Below are 19,314 nucleotides of genomic sequence, written 5' to 3'. Positions count from 1 at the left end.
ATGATCAGCTACGCAGAATGCTCGGCGCGCGAACGCCTCGCGCAGGTGCTCGACGCCGGCAGCTTCCACGAGTGGCTGCCCCCGGCCGAGCGGCTGACGAGCCCGCACCTGGCGCAGCTGGGCGTGCCCTCGGCCTTCGACGATGGCGTGGCCATAGGCCGCGCGCAACTCGATGGACGCACCGTCTTCGTCGCCGCGCAGGAGGGCGAATTCATGGGCGGCGGCGTGGGCGAGGTGCATGGCGCCAAGCTGGTCGGCCTGCTGCAGCGTGCGCTGCGCGACAAGCCTTCCGCCGTGCTGCTGCTGGCCGAGTCCGGCGGCGTGCGGCTGCACGAGGCCAACGCCGGCCTCATCGCCGTGTCCGAAGTCATGCGCGCCGTGCTCGACGTGCGCGCCGCCGGCATTCCCGTCATCGTGCTGATCGGCGGCGCCAACGGCTGCTTCGGCGGCATGGGCATCGTGGCGCGTTGTGCCGACCACATCGTCATGAGCGACATGGGGCGCCTGGCGATGTCCGGCCCCGAGGTCATCGAGGCCTCGCATGGCGTGGACGAGTACGACGCGCGCGACCGCGCCCTGGTCTGGCGCACCAGCGGCGGCAAGCACCGCTGGATCAGCGGCGACTGCGACGCGCTGGTCGAGGACGACGTGGCGGCCTTCCGCGCTGCAGCCATCTCTGCGCTGGCGCAGCCGCGCCCCGTCACGCTGGCCGCGCTGCGAGCCGAGCACGCGCTGCTGGCCGCGCGCCTGGACGCCGTGCCCGAAGCCACCTGGAACGACGGCGGCGAGGACGACGCCGTGCGCCTGTGGCAGCGCCTGGGCGTGGCCGATGCAGCGCAGGTGCCGGCGCTGGACGTGGCGGCCCTGCAGCAACGATTCACCGCACGCGGTACCTGAGCACGACACCCACCACGGCTTCACAACGACAGGAGACACGACCATGCACACGCTCTTCCAACGCCGCACCCTGCTGCGCGCCGGCGCCACCGGCCTCACGCTTGCCGCCCTGGGCGCGCGCGCCCAGTCCGGCTGGCCGACCAAGCCCGTCAACCTGGTCGTACCCTTCCCGGCCGGCGGCGGCACGGACGCATTCGCGCGGCCGCTGTCGGCGCAGTTCGCCAAGCAGACCGGCAAGACGCTGGTGGTGGACAACCGCGGCGGCGCGGGCGGCACGCTGGGCGCCACCATCGCGTCGCGCGCGCCGGCCGATGGCTACACGCTGTTCATGGGCGCCATCCACCATGCGATCGCGCCCTCGGTCTACCCCAAGCTCGAATACGACCTGCAGCGCGACTTCGTGCCGCTGGCCCTGCTGGCCGAGGTGCCGCAGGTGCTGGTGGTCAACCCCAAGCGCGTGACCGCGCCGGACTTCAAGACCCTGCTCGCCGAGCTCAAGCGCAGCCCGGGCAAGCTCAACTACGCGTCGGCCGGCGGCGGCACCTCGCACCACCTGGCGGGCGAGCTGTTCAAGCAGCAGACCGGCACCTTCATCACGCACATCCCCTACCGCGGCGCGGGCCCGGCGCTGCAGGATTTGATCTCGGGCAACGTGGACATGATGTTCGACGGCCTGGGCTCGTCGGCCGCGCACATCAAGGGCGGCCGCATCAAGGCGCTGATGGTGGCCGGCAGCCAGCGCAACCCCTCGCTGCCCGATGTGCCGTGTGCCGCCGAGGTCGGCCTGCCGGACTACAAGGTCGTCACCTGGTACGGCCTGTGGGCGCCCAAGGGCACGCCTGCCGACGTGCAGGCGCGCATCGTCGAAGAGGTCAAGCGCGCCGGCGCAGCGGAAGAGATCCGCGCCGTGTGGGCCAGCAACGGCGCGCACTACGGCACGCTGAGCCCGGCGCAGTTCGGCGACTACGTGCGGGCCGAAATCACGCGCTGGGCGGCCGTCGTCAAGGCCGCCGACATCAAACTGGACTGAACACCATGACACCTGACTGGAACACGCTGGCCACCACGCTCTTCGGCGCCGCGCACGGCATCCGCGCCGAGGGCGACTTCCTGCACGGCACGGCCACGCTGGACGGTGCGGCCATCACGGTGGTCGGCACCACGGGCCACGCCCCGATCGGCGTGGCGCTGGCGCTGGCCCAGGCCCGCGTGGTGCTGGACACCATCGCCCAACACCCCGGCCGGCCCATCGTGCTGCTGATCGACACGCAGGGCCAGCAACTGCGCCGGCGCGACGAGCTCTTGGGCATCAACCGCGCGATGGCGCATCTGGGCATGGCCATCGACCTGGCACGCCGCAGCGGCCACCGCGTGATCGGCCTGGTGTACGACCAGGCGCTGTCGGGCGGCTTCATCACCTCGGGCCTGATCGCCGACGCCTGCTACGCGCTGCCCGAGGCCGAGATCCGCGTGATGCGCATCCCGGCCATGGCGCGCGTGACCAAGCTGCCCGAGGCGATGCTCACGGAGCTGTCCAAGGCCAACCCCGTGTTCGCGCCCGGCGTGGGCAACTACGTGGCCATGGGCGGCGTGCGCGCGCTGTGGCAGGGCGACCTGCAGGCGGCGCTGCGCGAGGCGCTGGTGGACACGCCGGTGGTGGACGAGCGCGCGCGCGACGGGGCGGCGCGTGGTGGGCGCAAGCTGGCGGCGGCCGTGGCGCAGCGGGTACTCGAAGCGGTTTGACATGGGCCTCCTCCACCCCCACGCGCCACGCGCTCTGGCTCCCCTCCCCCCTCGCGGGGGAGGGGCTGGGGGAGAGGGGGTGGCCGATCAGGCAACGCAGTGTGTGACACGGCCGCCGCCCCCTCTCCCCAGCCCTCTCCCACGAGGGGAGAGGGAGCAAGAGCAGCCGCTGCGCCGCCACCAGCTCGCCCTGCTCACCGATGCCGGTTGGCAGCGCGTGCTGGCGGGCTGTTGGGACGATGAGGCGCGCGACTGTCTGGCGCACTGGGCAGGACATGGGCTGCCGCTGGTCGTCACGCGCCAACGCCCGCAGGGCGACGACAGCGTGAGCCTGGGCCTGCCCGCGCCGGGCCGCTGGCAGCGCCGGCGCATCGCACTCGCGGTGCCGCGTGACCACATCGCGCGGCTCGACGCCTTCCCGCTCGCCTGCCGCCTGTCGCCCTTGCTGCCAGCGCCCCAGCGCCAACCCTGGCGCGCGCTGTGTGGCGGCCTGTCCGCGTTCGGCTCGCCGGCCCATGTCTACGGCAGCCACGGCTGGCAACTGCTCACGGGCCTGGACCACCTGCGTGCAGGCTCCGACATCGACCTCTGCATCGCCGTGGACGGCCCCGCGCAGGCCGATGCCGTGGCCGTGCTGCTGCAATCGTGGTCCTACGGCCTGCGCCTGGATGGCGAGCTGATGTTCCCGTGCGGCAGCGCGGTCGCCTGGCAAGAGTGGCTGGCCTGGCGCGCGAGGCGCACGCCCTCCGTGCTGGTCAAGCGGCTCGACGGCGTGGCCCTGGCCCACGCGCCGTTCTGGCCCCTGGCGGAGACGGTGTGATGCACGCCCACCAGCCCAGCCCGCTCGCGCACGGCGCCATCACACCGCAGGCCATCGGCCGTGCCGCCACGCTGGCGCTGTACGACGAACTCGCGCTGGCGCCGAAGCCCGGCCTGGTTACGCTGACCGACAACGGCAGCCACACCGACATGGACGCCAGCACCTTCGTGCGCAGCCTGTTCGCGCTGCGCAGTTACTTCCCGCGCATCGCCGCACTCGGCGCGGCCGGCGCGCCCTTCGCGGCCCTGGAGCGCTGCGGCATGGACGCCGAGGCGCGCATGCTGGCGGCCACGGGCGGCATCAACACGCACCGCGGCGCGGTGTTCATGCTGGGCCTGCTGTGCGCCTCGGCCGGCGCGCTCGCGCAGGCCGGCCAGCCGCTGCAGCCCGACGCAGCGCGGACGATGCTGCGGCAGCGCTGGGGCGATGCGCTCACGGCCCGCGCGCAACGTGTGCCTGTTCTGCCCGGCGGCCTGGTCGCGCGCCGCCTGGGCCTGCGAGGCGCATCGCATGAAGCGGCGGCGGGCTTCCCCGCACTGTTCGACACGGCGATGCCCGCGCTGGCCGCCGCGCGTGCACGCGGCCTGGCCCCGCGCCTGGCCCGGCTCGACACCTTGTTCCACGTGATGGCCGTGCTGGACGACAGCAACCTCGCCTTGCGCGGCGGCCTGGCAGGCCTGCGCCATGCGCAGTCGGCGGCGCGCGGCTTCCTCGCGGCTGGCGGCGCCGCGCAGCCCGATGCGCTGCAAGTGGCCGCTGCCATCGGCCGCGACTTCGTGGCACGTCGCCTGTCGCCCGGCGGCGCGGCCGACACCGTGGCCGCGGCCTGCTGGCTGCAGCGCGTCGCAGCGCTGTGACCTGATGGCCTACGCGCTCGTGTTCTCCGGCCAGGGCGGCCAGCATCCCGACATGCTGCCCTGGCTGGCCGAGGACGCGCTGACCCGCCGCGTCAACGCCAGCCTGGCCGTGGCCGACTGGCGCACCAGCCTGATGGATGCCGACTGGGCCGCCCGCAACGCCAACGCCCAGACCCTGCTCACCGGCGTGGCGCTAGCCGCCTGGTTCCAGCTGGCGCCGCACTTGCCACCCCCCGCCGCCATGGCCGGCTACAGCGTGGGCGAGCTGGCGGCCTTCAGCGCGGCCGGTGTGTTCGACGCCGGCACGGCCCTCGACCTCGCCCACGCCCGCGCCCTTGCCATGGACCGCTGCGCCGCGAAGGCGCCCGGCGGCCTGCTGGGCGTGAGCCACATCGCGCCGGATACGCTCGCGCGCCTGCTGGCCGGCACCCCGGTGGCCATCGCCATCCGCAACGCGGTCGACAGCGTGGTGCTTGGCGGCCCGCCCGCCGCGCTGGACCGCATCGAAGCCGCCGCCGTGCACGAAGGCGCCCACTGCACGCGCCTGCGAGTCACCGTGCCCTCGCACACGCCCGCCATGCGCCCCGCGGCCGAGGCCTTCGCCCAGGTGCTGGCCGGCGTGCCGTGCGCCCGGCCGCGCACGGCCCTCTTCAGCAACGCAGCCGACCGCATCGCCAGCGCCGAGCAGGCCCGCAGCGCACTGGCCGCGCAGATCGCCACCACCGTGCGCTGGGACGAATGCATGGAGAACCTCCACGCGCGCGGCGTGGACTGCGTGCTGGAGATCGGCGCCGGCGCCGCGCTGGCGCGCATGTGGAACCAGCGTTACCCGGACGTACAGGCGCGTTCGGCGGATGAGTTCCGGCGTGTGGATGCGCTGGTGCAGTGGGTGGCGCGCCACGCATAGCCGGCGCGGCGACTGGCCGCACGATCGTGGCCCCCATACGCACGCGGACCTGCGCGCCATGCCCACGCCCTTTCCCCACGGCTTCATCCTAGATTCGGCAGTTGGATGCGCCCGAAGGTGCCGCGATCGGCGTGCCAGGCTAGGCGCGACGACGCGGCGCACTCCTGTGCGCGAGGAGGAGCAACGCCGCATGGCGTGGCGAGCGTGGTGCCGGCGGGTGCATAGCGCTGTCACCCAGAAGGTGAAGGCCATCGAAGACGCAAAGTTGAGTGTTCATTCGGCATTCCTTAAGGTTGCGAGCGGTCAACTGCCGAATCTAGGTTCATGGGTCAACCGGAGATCGACGAGGCCTACGACCCCTTGCGCCGCGTGGCCGACGCTGCGGCCTCGAACCGGCAACTGGCCGAGCGCAGCGAGCAGGCGCGCCGCGAGCTGCCGCACCGGCTGGGCATCGCCCACGGCCCCACGCGCGGCGAGACGCTGGACATCTTTACGGCCGATGTGCCCGATGCGCCGGTCTTCTTCTTCATCCGCGGCGGCTACCCGCAGCCGGCGATCCAGCTGGACGACGGCATCGTGCAGCGCAGCTCGCCCGTGCGCCATGTGCGGCGGTGTGCCACGCCGGTGGTGCTGGCCTGGGGCGGGGCCGCGCAGGATGCGTTTGCGCAGCAGTCGCACGGCTTCCATGCGGGCTGGCAGGCGGCTGGCAACCGCAGCGCGCCAGCGCCCGAGGATGGCGCCGACCATCTGCAGGCGGTGCAGGGCTTCGAGCAGCCGGACAGCGCGCTGTGCCAAGCCCTGCGCGGCAGCGTGTGAGCAGCGCCTTGGCCCGCTTGCGGCGATGCGCAGGCGGCCGCGTGTGGGCCGCCTGGGCTCGGCACCGGCGCGCCGCGGCGCATGCGCCCGCCCGCCCGCCAGCAGGCGGCTTACTTGGGCAGCAACACCTTGTCGACCACGTGGATCACGCCGTTGGACTGCATCACGTCGGCAATCGTCACCGTGGCGGTGCTGCCCTTTTCGTCCGTGACCATCACCTTGCCGCCGCTGGACTTGGCGGTCAGCGTGCCGCCGGCCACGGTCTTCAACGATGCGGAACCCTTGCCGTCATCGATCATCTTCATCAGTGACTTCGCGTCCACCTTGCCCGGCACCACGTGGTAGGTCAGGATGCCGCTCAGCGTGGCCTTGTTCTCCGGCTTCAAGAGCGTGTCGACGGTGCCGGCCGGCAACGCAGCGAAGGCAGCGTTCGTCGGCGCGAACACGGTGAACGGGCCCGTGCCCTTCAACGTGTCGACCAGGCCGGCCGCCTTGACGGCCGCCACCAGCGTGGTGTGGTCCTTCGAGTTGACGGCGTTGTCGATGATGTCCTTGGTCGGCAGCATCGGTGCGCCACCGACGGTGACCTGCGCGATGGCAGTCACGGCGCTGACCGACAGAACGGCGGCCAGGGCGAATGGGGCGAGTTGGGAAAAGCGGTACATGCGAGCTCCTGTTGGAAGGTCCGCCACGGGAATGCGCGGCGGCTCTTCACTTACGCGGCCGGTGTGCTGACGGATCAGGCACGGCGCGGCTGAGCCGGTGGAAGGGGGCTACGTCCTACATGGGGTGCCACGCCATCGTCGGCGCCCGGCGTATTCCAACGTCAACGCCCGCGTGGACGCGCTGCTCAGCAGCGCCTACCTGGACCGCCGCGCCGCGCAGCTCAACGGCACGGCGCTGGCCAGTGTGGCGGCCGGCGGCGTGGCCGAAGGCATCCCCGCCTTCGTGGCGACGGACCCGGCGCTGTTCGACCCGCTGGCCAGCGTGATCGTGCCGGCGCCCGGGCCGCTGATGCTGGCCCAGCGCGCCGAGCGTGACGAAGACTGGAACACCACCAGCAGCCTGGCCATCGTCGACGGCCACGGCAACGCGTTGGCCATGACCACCACCATCAACACCCACTGGGGCGCGCACATCGAGGCCGGCGGCATGATGCTGAACAACGCCATGTCGAACTTCTCGGCGGGCGCGGTGGGCGGCGAAGTGAACGGCTACGCGCCGAACAAGCGCGCGCGCAGCTCGATCGCGCCGGCCATCGCGCTGGACGCGCAGGGCCGCGTGGGGCTGGCCTGGGGCGCGGCCGGCGGCGGGCCCATCCCCGACTACATCGTCAAGACCTTCCTGGCCAACCAGGTCTACGGCATGGACATCCAGGCGGCGATCAATTCCGACAACTGGACCGGGCAGGGCGCGGCCAACTCGGTGGCGCAGCTGGAGCGGGGCAAGCCGGTGACGCAGTTGATTGCGGGGATGCGCAGCCGCTATGGGTACACGGCGGGGACGCTGAACGAGACGGGGCTGACGAGCGGGTTGGCTGGGATTGCGGTCAGCTACGGGACGGATGGCCGGGCGACGTACCACGGTGCGGCGGATAACCGGCGCGCGGGTGGGGCGAACGGGTACTGAGGACTGGCGGCGCGCGGGATGTGCGCCGCCAACCTCGGGTCGTCGTTGTCGAAACGGTGCATACCCTGGCGCCGTAAGCATGCGCGGATGACCGCGCATCAGTTGCGGGCACGGTGTAGCGAGTTAAAGCGGGCGATGAGGCGGCCATGGCTTGGGGCCTTGACCTCCTGCGAGCCGGGCAGGGGGTTGAGCAGCAGAAGTTGGCCAGTTGCGGCGCCACGCGCGCGGTCGCGAAGATTGGGTACAGACTTGTTTTAGTTGTTACTTTGATCATTAGGAACGTCGAGCCGTGATTGAGGCACAAGCCCGTGGTTCTCTCCGCGAGTCACCGAGCAAACTTGTCCGATCAAAGAACTCCGAGGATAAGTGATCCGGCAGCGGTATGGCCCCTCCTGACAGCTGCATTGCCACGAAAGAAGACTTGGTCGGCGGCTAGACTCAGACAAACATGTCCAGCGTACGAGCCGCCGAGTTTGTCAACTGGGATTGAGGTCAGGGACATCGGTGGTGCACGACGTCAGAATGAATAGCGAGGTAAGGCCGTTCTAACTCAGAAGGATTGGTGAGAAGTAGCACGAATACGCTACGTAGACTTTTGCGTTGCCGGACCTCCAGTCTGTCGTTATATTCGCTCCAGGCGGGTCTATCGGCGAAGGGCAGAGAAAATCGTGGTTCCCCGAGTAGGCTAGTCACCATTGCAGACTCATAGAAGGCCGAGAATTCCTATGGTTCAGCCGCCACTAGCATTCGAGTCCTTTGCGAATATTTCGCTGGATGACCCATTTTTTGATAGCCTAAAGTCTGACTACCCTGCATTTGACAAATGGTTTGAGGGTAAGAAAAGCAAAGCGGAAAATTTTGCGTATACCTTTCGGAACAAGTCGAATGGGAACTTGGATGGATTTCTTTATTTGAAGAATGAAACGGGCGTCGTCGATGACGTGATTCCGCCATTGCCCTCCGCTCATCGCCTCAAGATTGGTACATTTAAAATTAATCCACACGGCACGCGTCTAGGAGAGCGGTTTCTTAAGAGGGCGTTTGACGTGGCCGTGGCTCAGAAGGTGCAAGCCCTATATGTGACAGTTTTTTCAAAGCACAAAGCATTAGTAGAATTGTTCGGGCGATATGGATTTTTCTTGGTTGCAAGCAAACCTGGACTTTCTGGAAGCGAGTTGGTGCTTGAGCGAAGACTCGATGAAGTAAAGGGGGATGTCGTCTTGGACTACCCACGTATTCCGCTAAAGCAAGGTCGACACTTTATTCTTTCGCTTTACCCCGTTTGGCACAGCCGATTGCTTCCTGATTCTTTACTCAAGACAGAATCATCTAGCATCCTACAGGACATCTCGCATACTAACAGCATCCACAAAATCTACCTTGCTGCAATGAGTGGAGTCCACCAATTGCAGCGCGGCGATACGCTCCTAATTTATAGGACCGCGGATGGAGGCTCGGGCTACTACACCTCAGTCGTCACGTCGGTATGTGTTGTTGAGGAACTCCGACATATACTAAGCTTCTCCGACGAGGCGGACTTCTTGAAGTACTGCGATCCGTACAGCGTTTTTACGGAGGCTGAACTTCGGAACTTTTATAAGACGAGAAAATACCCTTGGTTGATAAGATTCACATACAATTTGGCACTATCTAGACGTCCCAATAGAAAGGCTCTGCTGGAGGAAGTCAAAATTCCTGCCAGTATTTATTGGGGCTTCTTTCAAATTACCATAACGCAATTTGAGCATGTTTTAAAACTCTCGGGAGATTATGAAAAAGCGAGTTCTCTTGTCTATTCATCCTGAACATGCCGAGGCAATACTTGCAGGCCGAAAGCGTTACGAATTCAGAAAAGTTCGCTTTAGAGAAGTAGTCGACGAGGTTGTAATCTATGCGACGTCACCAGTGTGCCGGGTCGTTGGAACTTTCGAAGTGGAAGAAATCTACAGCGCACATCCTGATGCCGTGTGGACACGGGCAAGGGAGGTTTCTGGGATTTCTCGTGAACTCTTCCGAGACTATTTTCGGGATCGCAAGTTGGCCCACGCCATTAAGGTCAGCAACCCCGTGCGATTCGCGCGGGCGCGTCTTTTGGGGGGTTATCTGGAATCGAACGTCCCGCCCCAATCCTTCTGCTATCTGTAAAAGTTATGTCTCCTCCCATACAGCCGTTCTACGGGTGTTTGTGCCTTGAAACTGCTTCAAGTGGTAACTCACTTGCGCAAGCTAGTGCTAGGGGAGTTGATCCAGAAGTTCATTTCAACATTTGGGAGGAAGGCATTGATACGACGCCGTTTCTTGACATAGGCGTCATGCTCGATGCGACTGAGCCGGCTGAGAATATTGAGATTTTTTTGCCGTGGCCATTAGATAGGGCCAAAATTGAGGATCTTTCGGCAAGAATTCTAGGATCGAATGGCGTGTCGGCCATATTCAACGAAGTTTGGGCAAGTGCCACGTCACCTAGTACTCCTGGTGGCGCTGTTACTCGTTCTAATGGCTCATTGCTCGCAATAATTCCGCTGGATCAGCCGGAGGTGAAAGTGCGGCAAACCACGTTGGGGGTGCTCCACTCAATCGTCCTTACTGTCAAGCAACTTCGAGATGGTGCTAATGCGGTCTGCCAAGCGACAGCCCAGAAAAATGCACAACAGATGTATGTGCGTTTTAGGGTTAAGGACGTACCTCAGCATTTCTATCGAGTTGGAATTGATCAGGGGGACGCATTTGGCGGTGGCGCGTTGAATCGAACCGAGATTATTGATTTCCGCGTTAATGTCCGTCGAGGGGTTCCGCCGACGATAGAGGCGATTTTGCACGGCCGATTTGTTCAGTTTTCCAAGGTCCAGCTTTTCCTAATGAAATCTCGGGATCAGGACATAGTGTTTGAGGATAAGCTGTTTAGGGGCATGTCGATCATTGAAAGATGAAGCTTTTTGGGCTGGATATATTCTGCCGCTGAGTTCGTCTTCGGCTGCGATTAAGAATAGTCGAAAGCAGGTACAGGGTAGCCTGGGCTATCAATGGAAAAAGACACCTGAGCCTGGAGGGGGATCTTCATTCTCTGAGTTCGGAATGTTGGCGAGATTTAAGTCATTCAAACTGAAGAAGTACACCATCGCGCTTTTTGTTATTAGTGCCCTAGCTCTGGGAGTGGGTGGTAACGGCGTGTATGATTTGCTCAAGTGGACGTTATCCTATGCGGCGGAATCCAGATCGGAGTATAGTTCTGAGGGATCGTCGGGTCAGCCGAACGAACCAAGACAGGGCATCATGACCGGCTCTCAGCCCCCAGCAAAGGAGATTTCGAAGTGACACTCACGCTCGATCGCGCAAGTTTGCTGGCTTCGCCACACCAGCGCGAGGAATTACTTCGTTTGGTCCGCGACGATGTCGATTTCTTGAGAGGCGCTTACCCGAGTTTCGATTTTTGGCTGCAAACTAAAGTGTTGCCCGGAATATCGGCAGGCGAGCGGACTGTTGTCGTCGAGCGGAGGGGCGGACGTGCCGTAGGCCTATTGATCGTGAAGCACACTGTTGACGAGAGCAAGCTCTGCACGCTGCGTGTTCGTCCTGAGTTTGAGTTTCGAGGGATGGGAGTGCGGCTATTCACTAGAGCATTCGATATTTTGAATACGACCCGACCATTGTTGTCCGTTTCGGAGATGGCACTGCCCAAGTTCTCTCGGATTTTTGACCATTTCGGATTTGCTTGTGCGGGCGCCTATCAAGGGCTCTATTTGCCACAGGTGCAGGAATTCTCGTACAACGGGTTGCTCATCGAGGATGAAAATTCCCATCGGCCGCTGCCATGTGCATTGGACGTTGTATCGCGTCCCCGTCCCCTTCTTCGTCTCACGGAGACAGCCTGCGCGCTTCCAACGGTTTGAGCGGGTCCGGGAAACAACAGGCGCGTAGCTGCCATTTTTTAGCTATGAGTACGAACCGGCGGAAGGTTTGGGCCAGCCGGATTCGTCAAGAGGGGACTACACATTCGTAACACGGCACCCGGTTCGATAGTTAGGCATCCGAGTGGAAGGCCCAGACCGCGGCCCGCTAGCCAGTTGACATGCGTGAGTAGGCGACCGCGCGATCTAAATCGGTGTTGGCTAAGCGCCGGCCGCCCCGGGTGAGAGCGGCAGTGGCTGGCCGGGGCCAAGTCCAGCGATAGTGCTTGCGGCCTCCATCAAGGCCCCACCGCCCCCAATATCCTCCCCGCCAACCCCACGTAATCCCCATCGAGGTGATGCGCCCCCGGCAGCGTCACCACCCGCGCATGCCGCGGCGCCAGCTGCGGGCACAGCGAAGCCTTCTCTTCCTTCCCATGCACGCACAGCGTGCCGGCCGCCTGCAGCTTCTGCGCCTCGGGCAGCACCGGCTTGTCGCCACTCGGCCCCAGCCAGTTGCTCACCTTGAACTCGAACGAGGCCTTCTGCGCCGGCGCCAGCAGCGCCGTCAGCTTGACCGCGGCGCGCGTGCGCTCGGGCAGCCGGTTCAGCGCGAACGGCAGCACGTCGGCACCCTGCGAGAAGCCGATCAGGATCACCTCGCTGCGCTGCCACTTGGCGGCGTAGTAGCGGATCAGCCGGTCCAGGTCGGCCGCCAGGCCCTCGGGCGTGCGCGCGTTCCAGAAGTAGCGCAGCGAATCGAAGCCCGCCACCGGCACGCCCTGCGCGGCCAGCGCGGCGGCGATGTCCTTGTCGATGCCGGCCCAGCCGCCGTCGCCGGACAGCAGCACGGCGAAGCGCGGGCCGGGCTTCTGCGCGGGCACCTCCACCACGGGGATGCCGGTCAGCTGCGCCGGGGCCACGTCCAGCGCCGGGCGGCCGGCCGCGGCCTGGGCATAGGCCGCGTCGAAGCTGCCCTGCGCGAGCCAGCGGGCCTGCGGCACCTGGGCCACGAAGCCTGGCGCGTCCTGCGCACAGCTCGCGCCGGGCTGCGCGATCCAGGGCACGCCGATCGGGGCCGGCTGCAGGTCCACGGCCTTGGCACCGTCGACCACGCGCCAGGCCAGCTTGTTGACCGCGCACAGCGGCGGCTGCACCTGCAGCCGCGGGCAGAAGCCCGGTGTCAGCAGCGTGCCGAACGAGCCGGGCGGCGACTGCGCGACCAGGCCGTACGCGTAGGCCGCGTAGTCGCCCGCACCGACCACCATGGGCGCGAAGTAGGCCGGCAGCTGCAGGCGCGCCTGTACGTGGCGCGCAAAGTTGTCGAAGTCGCCGCCGGCGTAGCTGCAGGCCTCGCGCTGCTGGCGCACCTGGGCCAGGTAGGCAGACATGGGCACCTCTGCCACCACGGCGCCGCCGGCCAGCATGCTGCGGCGCAGGGCCTGCTCGGGCTCCGACGCGGCCTGGCCCTCGACCAGCAGCAGCACGAACTGCTGCACCGCGCCGGCCGGCCGGTACACCGGCACGTCGCTGAACAGGCCATGCGTGAAGCGTTGCGGCGCCGGGCTTTGTGCATGGGCCGTGGCCAGGGTCGCCGCGCAGGCGACGCCGACGCACACGCGTTGGAATCCGTTCATTTGCTCACCACTCCCTTGACCCCACCGCCGATCAGCGTCGCCACGTCCGCCAGCACGAACAGCGGCGCGGCGCCACTGGGCGCGGCCAGGTAGCGCGCCTCCCACACGGGTTCGAACTTGTCCTTGAAGCTGTACAGCCCGCGGAAGTTGTAGAAGCGCCCGCCGTGCTCGAACAGCAGCCGGCCCAGCCGCTGCCAGCGTGGCGCGCGGCGCCGCTCGGCCATGCCGGCCATGGGCGCCATGCCCAGGCCGAAGCGCGCATAGCCTTCCGACTGGAAATGCAGCATCAGCTTGGCGAACAGGAAGTCCATGGTGCCGGGCGGCGTGTCGGGCAGGTGGCGCATCAGGTCCACGCTGGCCTCCTGCTTCTGGTCGGTCAGCATGAGGTTGGCGAATGCGATGACGCGGCCCTCGCGCCGCACCACGGCCACGGGCAGGCGCTGCAAGTAGGCCTCGTCGAAGCGGCCGACCGAGAAGCCCTTCTCGCGCGCGCTCTGCTGGCGCAGCCAGGCGTCGGAGACGGCGCGCAGCTCGGGCAGCAGCGGCGCCACGCCGGCCGGCGGCACCACCTCGAACGACAGGCCCTCGCGGTCGGCGCGGTTCACGCCCGAGCGCAGGTTCTGCCGCTTGGCACCCTTCAGGTTGAACTCGGCCAGCGGCACGTGCGCATGCTCGCCGAGCTTGAAGGCCTGCAGCCCGCAGTCCAGGTACAGCGGCAGCGTCGCCGGCCGCACTTGGTAGAAGGCCGGCCGGCCGCCATGCGCATTGGCATGCTCGATGAAGCGCCAGACCAGGTCGGCCCATTCGCGCCGCTCGCCGAAGGGGCCGAACAGGGCCACCCACGATCGGCCCTGCTTGCCGAACATCAGAAAGCTCTTGCCCGAGGGCGAGAACATCAAATGCTTGTCGCCGATCAGCGCGTAGCAGCCGTCGGACGACGGGTCGGCGCGCACGATGGCGGTTGCCTGCGCCAGCTCTTGGGCCGACCGCGGCGGCACCTCGCCGGCCGGTGGCCGCATGAGCTGCCACAGGCCATAGGCCAGCGCCAGCAGCGCCACGCCCAGCAGCGCGCGCAGCGAGCGCGGCGCCTGCGCGTCCAGCTCGAACTGCCACCACAGCCGGTTGCTGTAGTCCACCTCCTGGTACGCGAAGAACAGGATGCCCACGCAGGCGGCCAGCACCGCGCCCACCGTCATGAGCCAGCCCGGCTCGAGCCGCTGCGCGAACAGCGAGGAGGGCCGGTCGAACTGGCGCCGCGAGATCACCAACACCAGCGCCAGCACCACCAGCAGCGCGGCCTCGCCCACCGCGATGCCCTTGGGCAGCGCCAGCAGCGCGGCGATGACGGACAGCACCAGCGCAGCCCACCAGGCCGCGTCCAGCCGGTGCAGCAGCCCACGCGCGACCAGCAGCAGGCCCAGGCCGGCCACGCTGGCCAGGAAGTGGGCGGCCTCCACGATCGGCAGCGGCACGTCCAGCGAATGGAGCAGGAGCTTGCTGTCCTCGGTGAACGGCGTCACGCCCGAGACCATCAGCCACAGCCCGGCCACCAGCGTCAGCGCCGCCATGAGCCGGGGCGACAGCCGCGCCGCCGCGCGCACCACAGGCGCCGCAGCCCGGCCCACGGGCGCGGCCGCACCGGCGCGCACCTCGAACGCGGCCAGCAGCACCGTGGCCAGCACCAGCGGCACGATGTAGTAGAGCGCGCGGTACAGCAGCAGCGCCCCCAGCATCGCGTCGGTCGGCAGGTAGGGGCCGGCGGCCAGCAGCATCACGGCCTCGAACACGCCCAGGCCGCCCGGCACATGGCTCAGCAGGCTGGCGCTGATGGCGATCGCGTAGAAGGCCATGAAGCTGGCCAGCGGCATGCGGTCGCCGGGCAGCAGCACCCACAGCGCCAGCGCCGAGGCGACGAGCTCGAAGGCCGACACGGCCAGCTGCCGCAGCGCCAGCGGCAGCGGCGGCAGGCGCAGCGGCCAGCGCCCCGCGATCAGCACCACGCGCTGGCGCCCGCACAGCCACAGCAGCAGCGCCACGCCGGCCAGCAGCACCAGCGCGATGGCGCGCAGCGCGCCGGTGGGCCACTGCAGCAGGTGCGCCACCTCGGCCGCCCCCCACAGCAGCGCCAGCGCGCCGAAGGCCGACATGCCGAGCATGAAGGCGCTGGCGTTGAAGGCCACGACCTGTGCGATCTTGGCGGGCTCCACACCCGCGGCGGCGTACAGCCGCATGCGCACGGCGCCGCCGGTCAGCGTGCCCAGGCCGATGGTGTTGGCCAGCGCATAGGCCACGAAGGACGTGAGCAGCAGCATGCCGCGCGAGACCTGCGCCTGGGCATAGGCCAGCGCGGCCGCGTCGTAGCGCGACAGCGCCAGGTAGCTGATGGCGGTGGCCAGCAGCGACAGCCCGATCTGCGGCAGGGACGTGGCCTGCACGGCGTCCATGACCTCGCCATAGCGCACCTCGTGCAGCAGCTCGCTCAGCGCGCCCCACAATAGGGCCAGCAGCAGCACGGCGAGGCCGCCGTACACCCAGGACTGCCAGCGCAGCCAGTTGTCGCGCACCCACTGTGCGGGAGCGCGCGGGCCGGCTTGGGCGGCGAGGTCGGGGGCGGTCACGGCGCCATGGAGGGGGGTGGACGCATCGGGCGAATGTAGTGCCCGGGAAATCCCTCATGCCTTGAGAGGCTACTGGTGCGTGGGCGGTCGTAGATGGCCTCGGCGGAACATATGATTCGTATATGAACCGTATCAATCGCGCCTGAGCATGGGCATCGTCAACATCTCCGATCTACTGCACGAGAACCTGCGCGTGGCCAGCGGCGCGCTGAGCCGCTCCATCAACGCGCAGGCCGAGCACTGGATGCGCATCGGCATGCTGGCCGAGCTGCACCCCGGGCTGTGCCACGGCGAGCTCTGCCAGCTGATGGTGCGCAACCGCCTGGAAGGCGGCGACGATCAGGCGCTGTTCACGCTGGGCGCTGCCACGGCCCGGGGGCCCGCGCGCGCCGTGGCGCGCAAGGCTGCTGGCCGCAGGGTGCACCCGTGACCCGGCCCAACCTGATCCGGTCCCCCGCGGAGATCGCAATGGCGCGTGCCGCCGGCGCTCTGGCGGCCGACGTCTTGCACATGATCGCCCCGCACGTGCAGCCCGGTGTGAGCACCGAGGAGCTGGACCGCCTGTGCCATGACCACATCGTCAACGTGCAGCAGGCCATCCCGGCCAACGTGGGCTACCGGGGCTTCACCAAGACCATCTGCGCGTCCGTGAACCACGTGGTCTGCCACGGCATCCCCTCGGCGCACAAGATCCTCAAGCGCGGCGACATCGTCAACATCGACGTGGCGGTCATCAAGGACGGTTGGTTCGGCGACACCAGCCGCATGTATTGCGTGGGCGAGCCCAGACCGCTCGCGCGCCGGCTCGTGGACGCCACCTACGAGGCGCTGTGCGCGGGCATCCGCGCGGTGCGGCCGGGCGCCACGCTGGGTGACATCGGCCATGCGATCCAGAGCGTGGCCCACCGCGAGCGCTTCAGCATCGTGCGCGAGTATTGCGGCCACGGCATCGGGCAGGTCTACCACGACGACGACCTGCAGGTGCTGCACTACGGCGTGCGCGGCCAGGGCATGCCCCTGGAGCCCGGCATGGTCTTCACCATCGAGCCCATGCTCAACGCCGGCAAGCGCGACATCAAGGAGATGCCCGACGGCTGGACGGTCGTCACGCGCGACCATTCGCTGTCGGCACAGTGGGAGCACATGGTGGCCGTGACGGAGCAGGGCGTCGAAGTGCTGACGCCCTGGCCCGATGGCACGGGGCGCTACCCGGCGATCTGAGGGACGCTGAAGGCCGCGCGCGACTGCACGGGTGCGGCTCTTGGGCCCGGTGGGCTTTGCGCAGATCTCCTTGCGGTGCGGACGTCCGGTCCATGCGCAGCCGCTGCCGGCGTTCACCGGCCGCCGCTTCAGGCCCCCACCCGCAACGACCCGCAGTTCCAGCATTGCTCGAACGGCCCCTCGATGACCTCGTCGCAACGCTGGCACACCCAGCGCCGGTCCACCGGGTGCTGCAGTTCATCGACCATGCGCAGCGCACGCCCATGGTGGTCGTCTTCGTCGACCCAGACCTCCGGCAGCGCCTGGTCCGGCGGCAGCTCGCCGGCGATGCTGCTGGCGAATGCGCGCTGCACGGTGGACGGCATGCCCGCGTGGGTCAGCATGTCGGCCCACAGCGTGGCGACCATCAGGTTCGGGGCTCGCACAACGCGCTTCATGGGGCCGCATGGTGCCACGGCAGGCGAGGGGAGCCCGGGCCGTGGCGGCGCTTGCCGTCCGTATGGTCCTCGTCTTCCAGCGTCAGCCCGCGTGCCGGCCACCATGGCCTTGCCGCTGCAGCACATCGACACTGGACGCGCTCACTCCGGCTCGATCCCCGCCGCCTTCGCCACCTTGCCCCACTTGACCATCTCGCTGCCGATGAAGGCCGCGAACTGCTCGGGCGTGCCGCCCACCGGTTCCACGCCCGCGGCCAGCATGCGCTCGCGCACGTCGGGCAGGGCCAGGATGCGGGTGGTTTCGGCCGCCAGCTTCTGCACCGTGGCCTTGGGCGTGCCGGCCGGGGCCAGCAGGCCGCCCCAGGTGCTGGTCTCGTAGCCGGGCAGGCCGGCCTCGGCCACCGTGGGCACGTCGGGCAGGGACGGCAGGCGTTTGGGCGTGGTCACGGCCAGCGCGCGCAGCTTGCCGCCCTTGATCTGGGCGCTGGTCGCAGCCAGCGTGTCGAACATGATGGAGACGCGCCCGCTCATCAGGTCGGGGTGCGCCAGCGTGCTGCCCTTGTAGGGGATGTGTTGCATCTGCAGCCCGGCCATGCTCTGGAACAGCTCGCCCGAGAAATGCGGCGCGCCGCCGTTGCCGCTGGAGGCAAAGCTCAGCTGCCCCGGGTTCTTCTTGCCGAAGGCGATCACGTCCTGCATGGTCTTGAACGGCGAGTCCGGCGCCACCACCAGCACCAGCGGCACGGTGTGGGTCTGCGCCACCGGCTCGAAGCTCTTGACCGTGTCGAACGGCAGCTTCTTGAACATGCTGGGGTTGATCGCGTGGCTGCTGGCCACCAGGGCCAGCACATGGCCGTCCGGCGCGCTCTTGGCCACGAAATCGGTGCCGATCACGCCGGTGGCGCCGGTCTTGTTCTCGATCACGACCGGCTGGCCCCAGGCCTCGCTGAACTTCTGGCCGATCAGGCGCGCGGCCAGGTCGATGGCGCCGCCGGGCGAGGCGGGCACGACGATGGTCATGGGCTTGGTGGGGAAGCTCTGGGCGAAGGCGGTCGCGGACAGCATCAGCGTGGCGGCCAGGGCGAAGGTTCTGCGTTGCATGCGTTTGTCTCCTCTCGGGTTGTTCAACGGCCCTTGGCCTGGCGCCATGCGGCGAAATCCGTGCGGCTCTTCTCGTCGGTCGGCGGATACAGGCCCAGGATGCTGCGGCCCTCCATGACCTTTTCCTGCACGAAGTCCTCGAACACCGTCATCTCGGTGGCCTCGGCGGCGATCTCGTCGGCCAGGTGCGCGGGAATCACGAGCACGCCTTCGGCATCGCCGACGACCACGTCGCCGGGGAACACGGGTGCGTCTCCGCAGCCGATGGGGCCGTTGATCTCGATGGCCTCGTGCAGCGTCAGGTTGGTCGGCGCGCTGGGTTGTGCGTGGTACGCCGGCATCTTGTACTTGGCGATGTCGGGGCTGTCGCGAAAGCCGCCGTCGGTCACCACGCCGGCCGCGCCGCGCTGCATCAGGCGCGCCACCAGGATGCCGCCAGCCGAGGCGGCGCGGGCGTCCTTGCGGCTGTCGATCACCATCACGGCGCCGGGTGGGCATTCCTCCACCGCCTTGCGCTGCGGATGGTCACGGTTCTTGAAGACTTCGATGCCGTTGCGGTCCTCGCGCGCCGGCATGTAGCGCAGCGTGAAGGCCTCGCCCACCATGTTGGGGCCGGCAGGGTTCAGCGGGCGCACGTTCTGGATCATCTGGCTGCGCAGGCCGCGCTTGAACAGGGCGGTGCACAGCGTGGCGGTGCTGACCTTCATCAGCGCGTCGCGGGTGTCTTGTTTCATGACGGTCTCT

Annotated in this window: 20 protein-coding genes; 14 read left to right on the top strand and 6 right to left on the bottom strand. The window is 67.5% G+C overall.

What is annotated here, in order from left to right:
• The 7 genes from ASF43_RS29120 (at position 1) to ASF43_RS29090 (ending at position 6,040) form a co-directional block, all read left to right on the top strand.
• Positions 1-897, top strand: coding sequence for a biotin-independent malonate decarboxylase subunit beta (locus ASF43_RS29120; protein ID WP_056189685.1), 897 nt, complete (start codon positions 1-3; stop codon positions 895-897).
• Positions 898-940: 43 nt separating this feature from the next.
• Positions 941-1,927 carry a tripartite tricarboxylate transporter substrate binding protein gene (locus tag ASF43_RS29115; protein ID WP_056189682.1) on the top strand — a complete coding sequence of 329 codons (987 nt, stop codon included), beginning with the start codon at positions 941-943 and terminating at the stop codon, positions 1,925-1,927.
• Positions 1,928-1,932: 5 nt separating this feature from the next.
• Positions 1,933-2,640 carry a biotin-independent malonate decarboxylase subunit gamma gene (locus ASF43_RS29110; protein WP_056189679.1) on the top strand — a complete coding sequence of 236 codons (708 nt, stop codon included), beginning with the start codon at positions 1,933-1,935 and terminating at the stop codon, positions 2,638-2,640.
• A gap of 169 nt (positions 2,641-2,809) precedes the next feature.
• Positions 2,810-3,460: a malonate decarboxylase holo-[acyl-carrier-protein] synthase gene (gene mdcG, locus ASF43_RS29105; RefSeq protein WP_056189949.1), complete on the top strand. Its 651-nt coding sequence runs from the start codon at positions 2,810-2,812 to the stop codon at positions 3,458-3,460.
• Positions 3,460-4,317: a triphosphoribosyl-dephospho-CoA synthase gene (locus tag ASF43_RS29100; RefSeq protein WP_056189676.1), complete on the top strand. Its 858-nt coding sequence runs from the start codon at positions 3,460-3,462 to the stop codon at positions 4,315-4,317. The genes mdcG and ASF43_RS29100 overlap by 1 nt, the downstream gene beginning before the upstream one ends.
• A 4-nt stretch (positions 4,318-4,321) precedes the next feature.
• Positions 4,322-5,224 (top strand): ACP S-malonyltransferase, encoded by a 903-nt coding sequence (locus ASF43_RS29095; RefSeq protein ID WP_056189673.1) that lies wholly within the window; start codon positions 4,322-4,324, stop codon positions 5,222-5,224.
• 324 nt (positions 5,225-5,548) lie between these two features.
• Positions 5,549-6,040, top strand: a complete 492-nt coding sequence (locus tag ASF43_RS29090) for a hypothetical protein (RefSeq protein WP_056189671.1) — start codon at positions 5,549-5,551, stop codon at positions 6,038-6,040.
• Between the two features lie 110 nt (positions 6,041-6,150).
• On the opposite strand, the gene ASF43_RS29085 is transcribed toward ASF43_RS29090, so the two are convergent.
• Positions 6,151-6,705 (bottom strand): fasciclin domain-containing protein, encoded by a 555-nt coding sequence (locus ASF43_RS29085; RefSeq protein WP_056189667.1) that lies wholly within the window; start codon positions 6,703-6,705, stop codon positions 6,151-6,153.
• A gap of 97 nt (positions 6,706-6,802) precedes the next feature.
• Between ASF43_RS29085 and ASF43_RS29080 the strand changes: the two genes are divergently transcribed.
• The 5 genes from ASF43_RS29080 to ASF43_RS31115 all read left to right on the top strand — a co-directional run bounded on the left by ASF43_RS29080 (position 6,803) and on the right by ASF43_RS31115 (position 11,559).
• Positions 6,803-7,669, top strand: a complete 867-nt coding sequence (locus tag ASF43_RS29080) for a gamma-glutamyltransferase (RefSeq protein WP_369803361.1) — start codon at positions 6,803-6,805, stop codon at positions 7,667-7,669.
• A gap of 725 nt (positions 7,670-8,394) precedes the next feature.
• Positions 8,395-9,474, top strand: a complete 1,080-nt coding sequence (locus ASF43_RS30250) for an N-acetyltransferase (protein ID WP_082498246.1) — start codon at positions 8,395-8,397, stop codon at positions 9,472-9,474.
• The gene (locus tag ASF43_RS30245; RefSeq protein ID WP_082498245.1) at positions 9,440-9,814 is read left to right on the top strand and encodes an ASCH domain-containing protein; all 375 of its coding nucleotides are present in this window, start codon (positions 9,440-9,442) and stop codon (positions 9,812-9,814) included. The genes ASF43_RS30250 and ASF43_RS30245 overlap by 35 nt, the downstream gene beginning before the upstream one ends.
• A 5-nt stretch (positions 9,815-9,819) precedes the next feature.
• Positions 9,820-10,599, top strand: coding sequence for a hypothetical protein (locus tag ASF43_RS31120; protein ID WP_156373574.1), 780 nt, complete (start codon positions 9,820-9,822; stop codon positions 10,597-10,599).
• Positions 10,600-10,980: 381 nt separating this feature from the next.
• Positions 10,981-11,559 carry a GNAT family N-acetyltransferase gene (locus ASF43_RS31115; protein WP_156373573.1) on the top strand — a complete coding sequence of 193 codons (579 nt, stop codon included), beginning with the start codon at positions 10,981-10,983 and terminating at the stop codon, positions 11,557-11,559.
• 296 nt (positions 11,560-11,855) lie between these two features.
• Here the strand turns inward: ASF43_RS31115 and ASF43_RS29075 are convergent, their stop codons facing one another.
• Positions 11,856-13,193, bottom strand: coding sequence for a virulence factor family protein (locus ASF43_RS29075; protein ID WP_056189660.1), 1,338 nt, complete (start codon positions 13,191-13,193; stop codon positions 11,856-11,858).
• A complete protein-coding gene (gene mprF / locus ASF43_RS29070) occupies positions 13,190-15,811 on the bottom strand; it encodes a bifunctional lysylphosphatidylglycerol flippase/synthetase MprF (protein WP_082498244.1) in 2,622 nt (873 codons plus the stop codon). The genes ASF43_RS29075 and mprF overlap by 4 nt, the downstream gene beginning before the upstream one ends.
• A 148-nt stretch (positions 15,812-15,959) precedes the next feature.
• Between mprF and ASF43_RS29065 the strand changes: the two genes are divergently transcribed.
• Complete coding sequence (locus tag ASF43_RS29065; RefSeq protein WP_056189654.1) at positions 15,960-16,241, top strand: ParD-like family protein; 282 nt, start codon at positions 15,960-15,962, stop codon at positions 16,239-16,241.
• Entirely contained in the window at positions 16,238-17,032 is a 795-nt protein-coding gene (map, locus tag ASF43_RS29060) for a type I methionyl aminopeptidase (protein WP_255358170.1), read from the top strand. The genes ASF43_RS29065 and map overlap by 4 nt, the downstream gene beginning before the upstream one ends.
• Before the next feature lie 128 nt (positions 17,033-17,160).
• Here map and ASF43_RS29055 read toward each other — a convergent pair whose 3' ends face one another.
• From ASF43_RS29055 to ASF43_RS29045, 3 genes are all read right to left on the bottom strand, one after another.
• Positions 17,161-17,469 (bottom strand): putative signal transducing protein, encoded by a 309-nt coding sequence (locus tag ASF43_RS29055; protein ID WP_056189649.1) that lies wholly within the window; start codon positions 17,467-17,469, stop codon positions 17,161-17,163.
• Between the two features lie 141 nt (positions 17,470-17,610).
• Positions 17,611-18,570 (bottom strand): tripartite tricarboxylate transporter substrate binding protein, encoded by a 960-nt coding sequence (locus ASF43_RS29050; RefSeq protein WP_056189646.1) that lies wholly within the window; start codon positions 18,568-18,570, stop codon positions 17,611-17,613.
• A 23-nt stretch (positions 18,571-18,593) separates the two neighbouring features.
• Positions 18,594-19,304, bottom strand: coding sequence for a ribonuclease activity regulator RraA (locus ASF43_RS29045; protein ID WP_056189644.1), 711 nt, complete (start codon positions 19,302-19,304; stop codon positions 18,594-18,596).
• Between the last annotated feature and the right edge of the window lie 10 nt (positions 19,305-19,314).

Source organism: Pseudorhodoferax sp. Leaf267 (assembly GCF_001422405.1).
Classification (GTDB): Bacteria; Pseudomonadota; Gammaproteobacteria; order Burkholderiales; family Burkholderiaceae_C; genus Pseudorhodoferax.
This window is presented reverse-complemented; position numbering and strand designations above follow the sequence as displayed.

Coding starts and splice junctions, on each gene's coding strand:
- ASF43_RS29120 (WP_056189685.1), top strand. CDS start 1: ATGATCAGCTACGCAGAATGCTCGGCGCGCGAACGCCTCGCGCAGGTG.
- ASF43_RS29115 (WP_056189682.1), top strand. CDS start 941: ATGCACACGCTCTTCCAACGCCGCACCCTGCTGCGCGCCGGCGCCACC.
- ASF43_RS29110 (WP_056189679.1), top strand. CDS start 1,933: ATGACACCTGACTGGAACACGCTGGCCACCACGCTCTTCGGCGCCGCG.
- ASF43_RS29100 (WP_056189676.1), top strand. CDS start 3,460: ATGCACGCCCACCAGCCCAGCCCGCTCGCGCACGGCGCCATCACACCG.
- ASF43_RS29095 (WP_056189673.1), top strand. CDS start 4,322: ATGGCCTACGCGCTCGTGTTCTCCGGCCAGGGCGGCCAGCATCCCGAC.
- ASF43_RS29090 (WP_056189671.1), top strand. CDS start 5,549: ATGGGTCAACCGGAGATCGACGAGGCCTACGACCCCTTGCGCCGCGTG.
- ASF43_RS29085 (WP_056189667.1), bottom strand. CDS start 6,705: ATGTACCGCTTTTCCCAACTCGCCCCATTCGCCCTGGCCGCCGTTCTG.
- ASF43_RS30250 (WP_082498246.1), top strand. CDS start 8,395: ATGGTTCAGCCGCCACTAGCATTCGAGTCCTTTGCGAATATTTCGCTG.
- ASF43_RS30245 (WP_082498245.1), top strand. CDS start 9,440: ATGAAAAAGCGAGTTCTCTTGTCTATTCATCCTGAACATGCCGAGGCA.
- ASF43_RS31120 (WP_156373574.1), top strand. CDS start 9,820: ATGTCTCCTCCCATACAGCCGTTCTACGGGTGTTTGTGCCTTGAAACT.
- ASF43_RS29075 (WP_056189660.1), bottom strand. CDS start 13,193: ATGAACGGATTCCAACGCGTGTGCGTCGGCGTCGCCTGCGCGGCGACC.
- ASF43_RS29065 (WP_056189654.1), top strand. CDS start 15,960: ATGGGCATCGTCAACATCTCCGATCTACTGCACGAGAACCTGCGCGTG.
- ASF43_RS29055 (WP_056189649.1), bottom strand. CDS start 17,469: ATGAAGCGCGTTGTGCGAGCCCCGAACCTGATGGTCGCCACGCTGTGG.
- ASF43_RS29050 (WP_056189646.1), bottom strand. CDS start 18,570: ATGCAACGCAGAACCTTCGCCCTGGCCGCCACGCTGATGCTGTCCGCG.
- ASF43_RS29045 (WP_056189644.1), bottom strand. CDS start 19,304: ATGAAACAAGACACCCGCGACGCGCTGATGAAGGTCAGCACCGCCACG.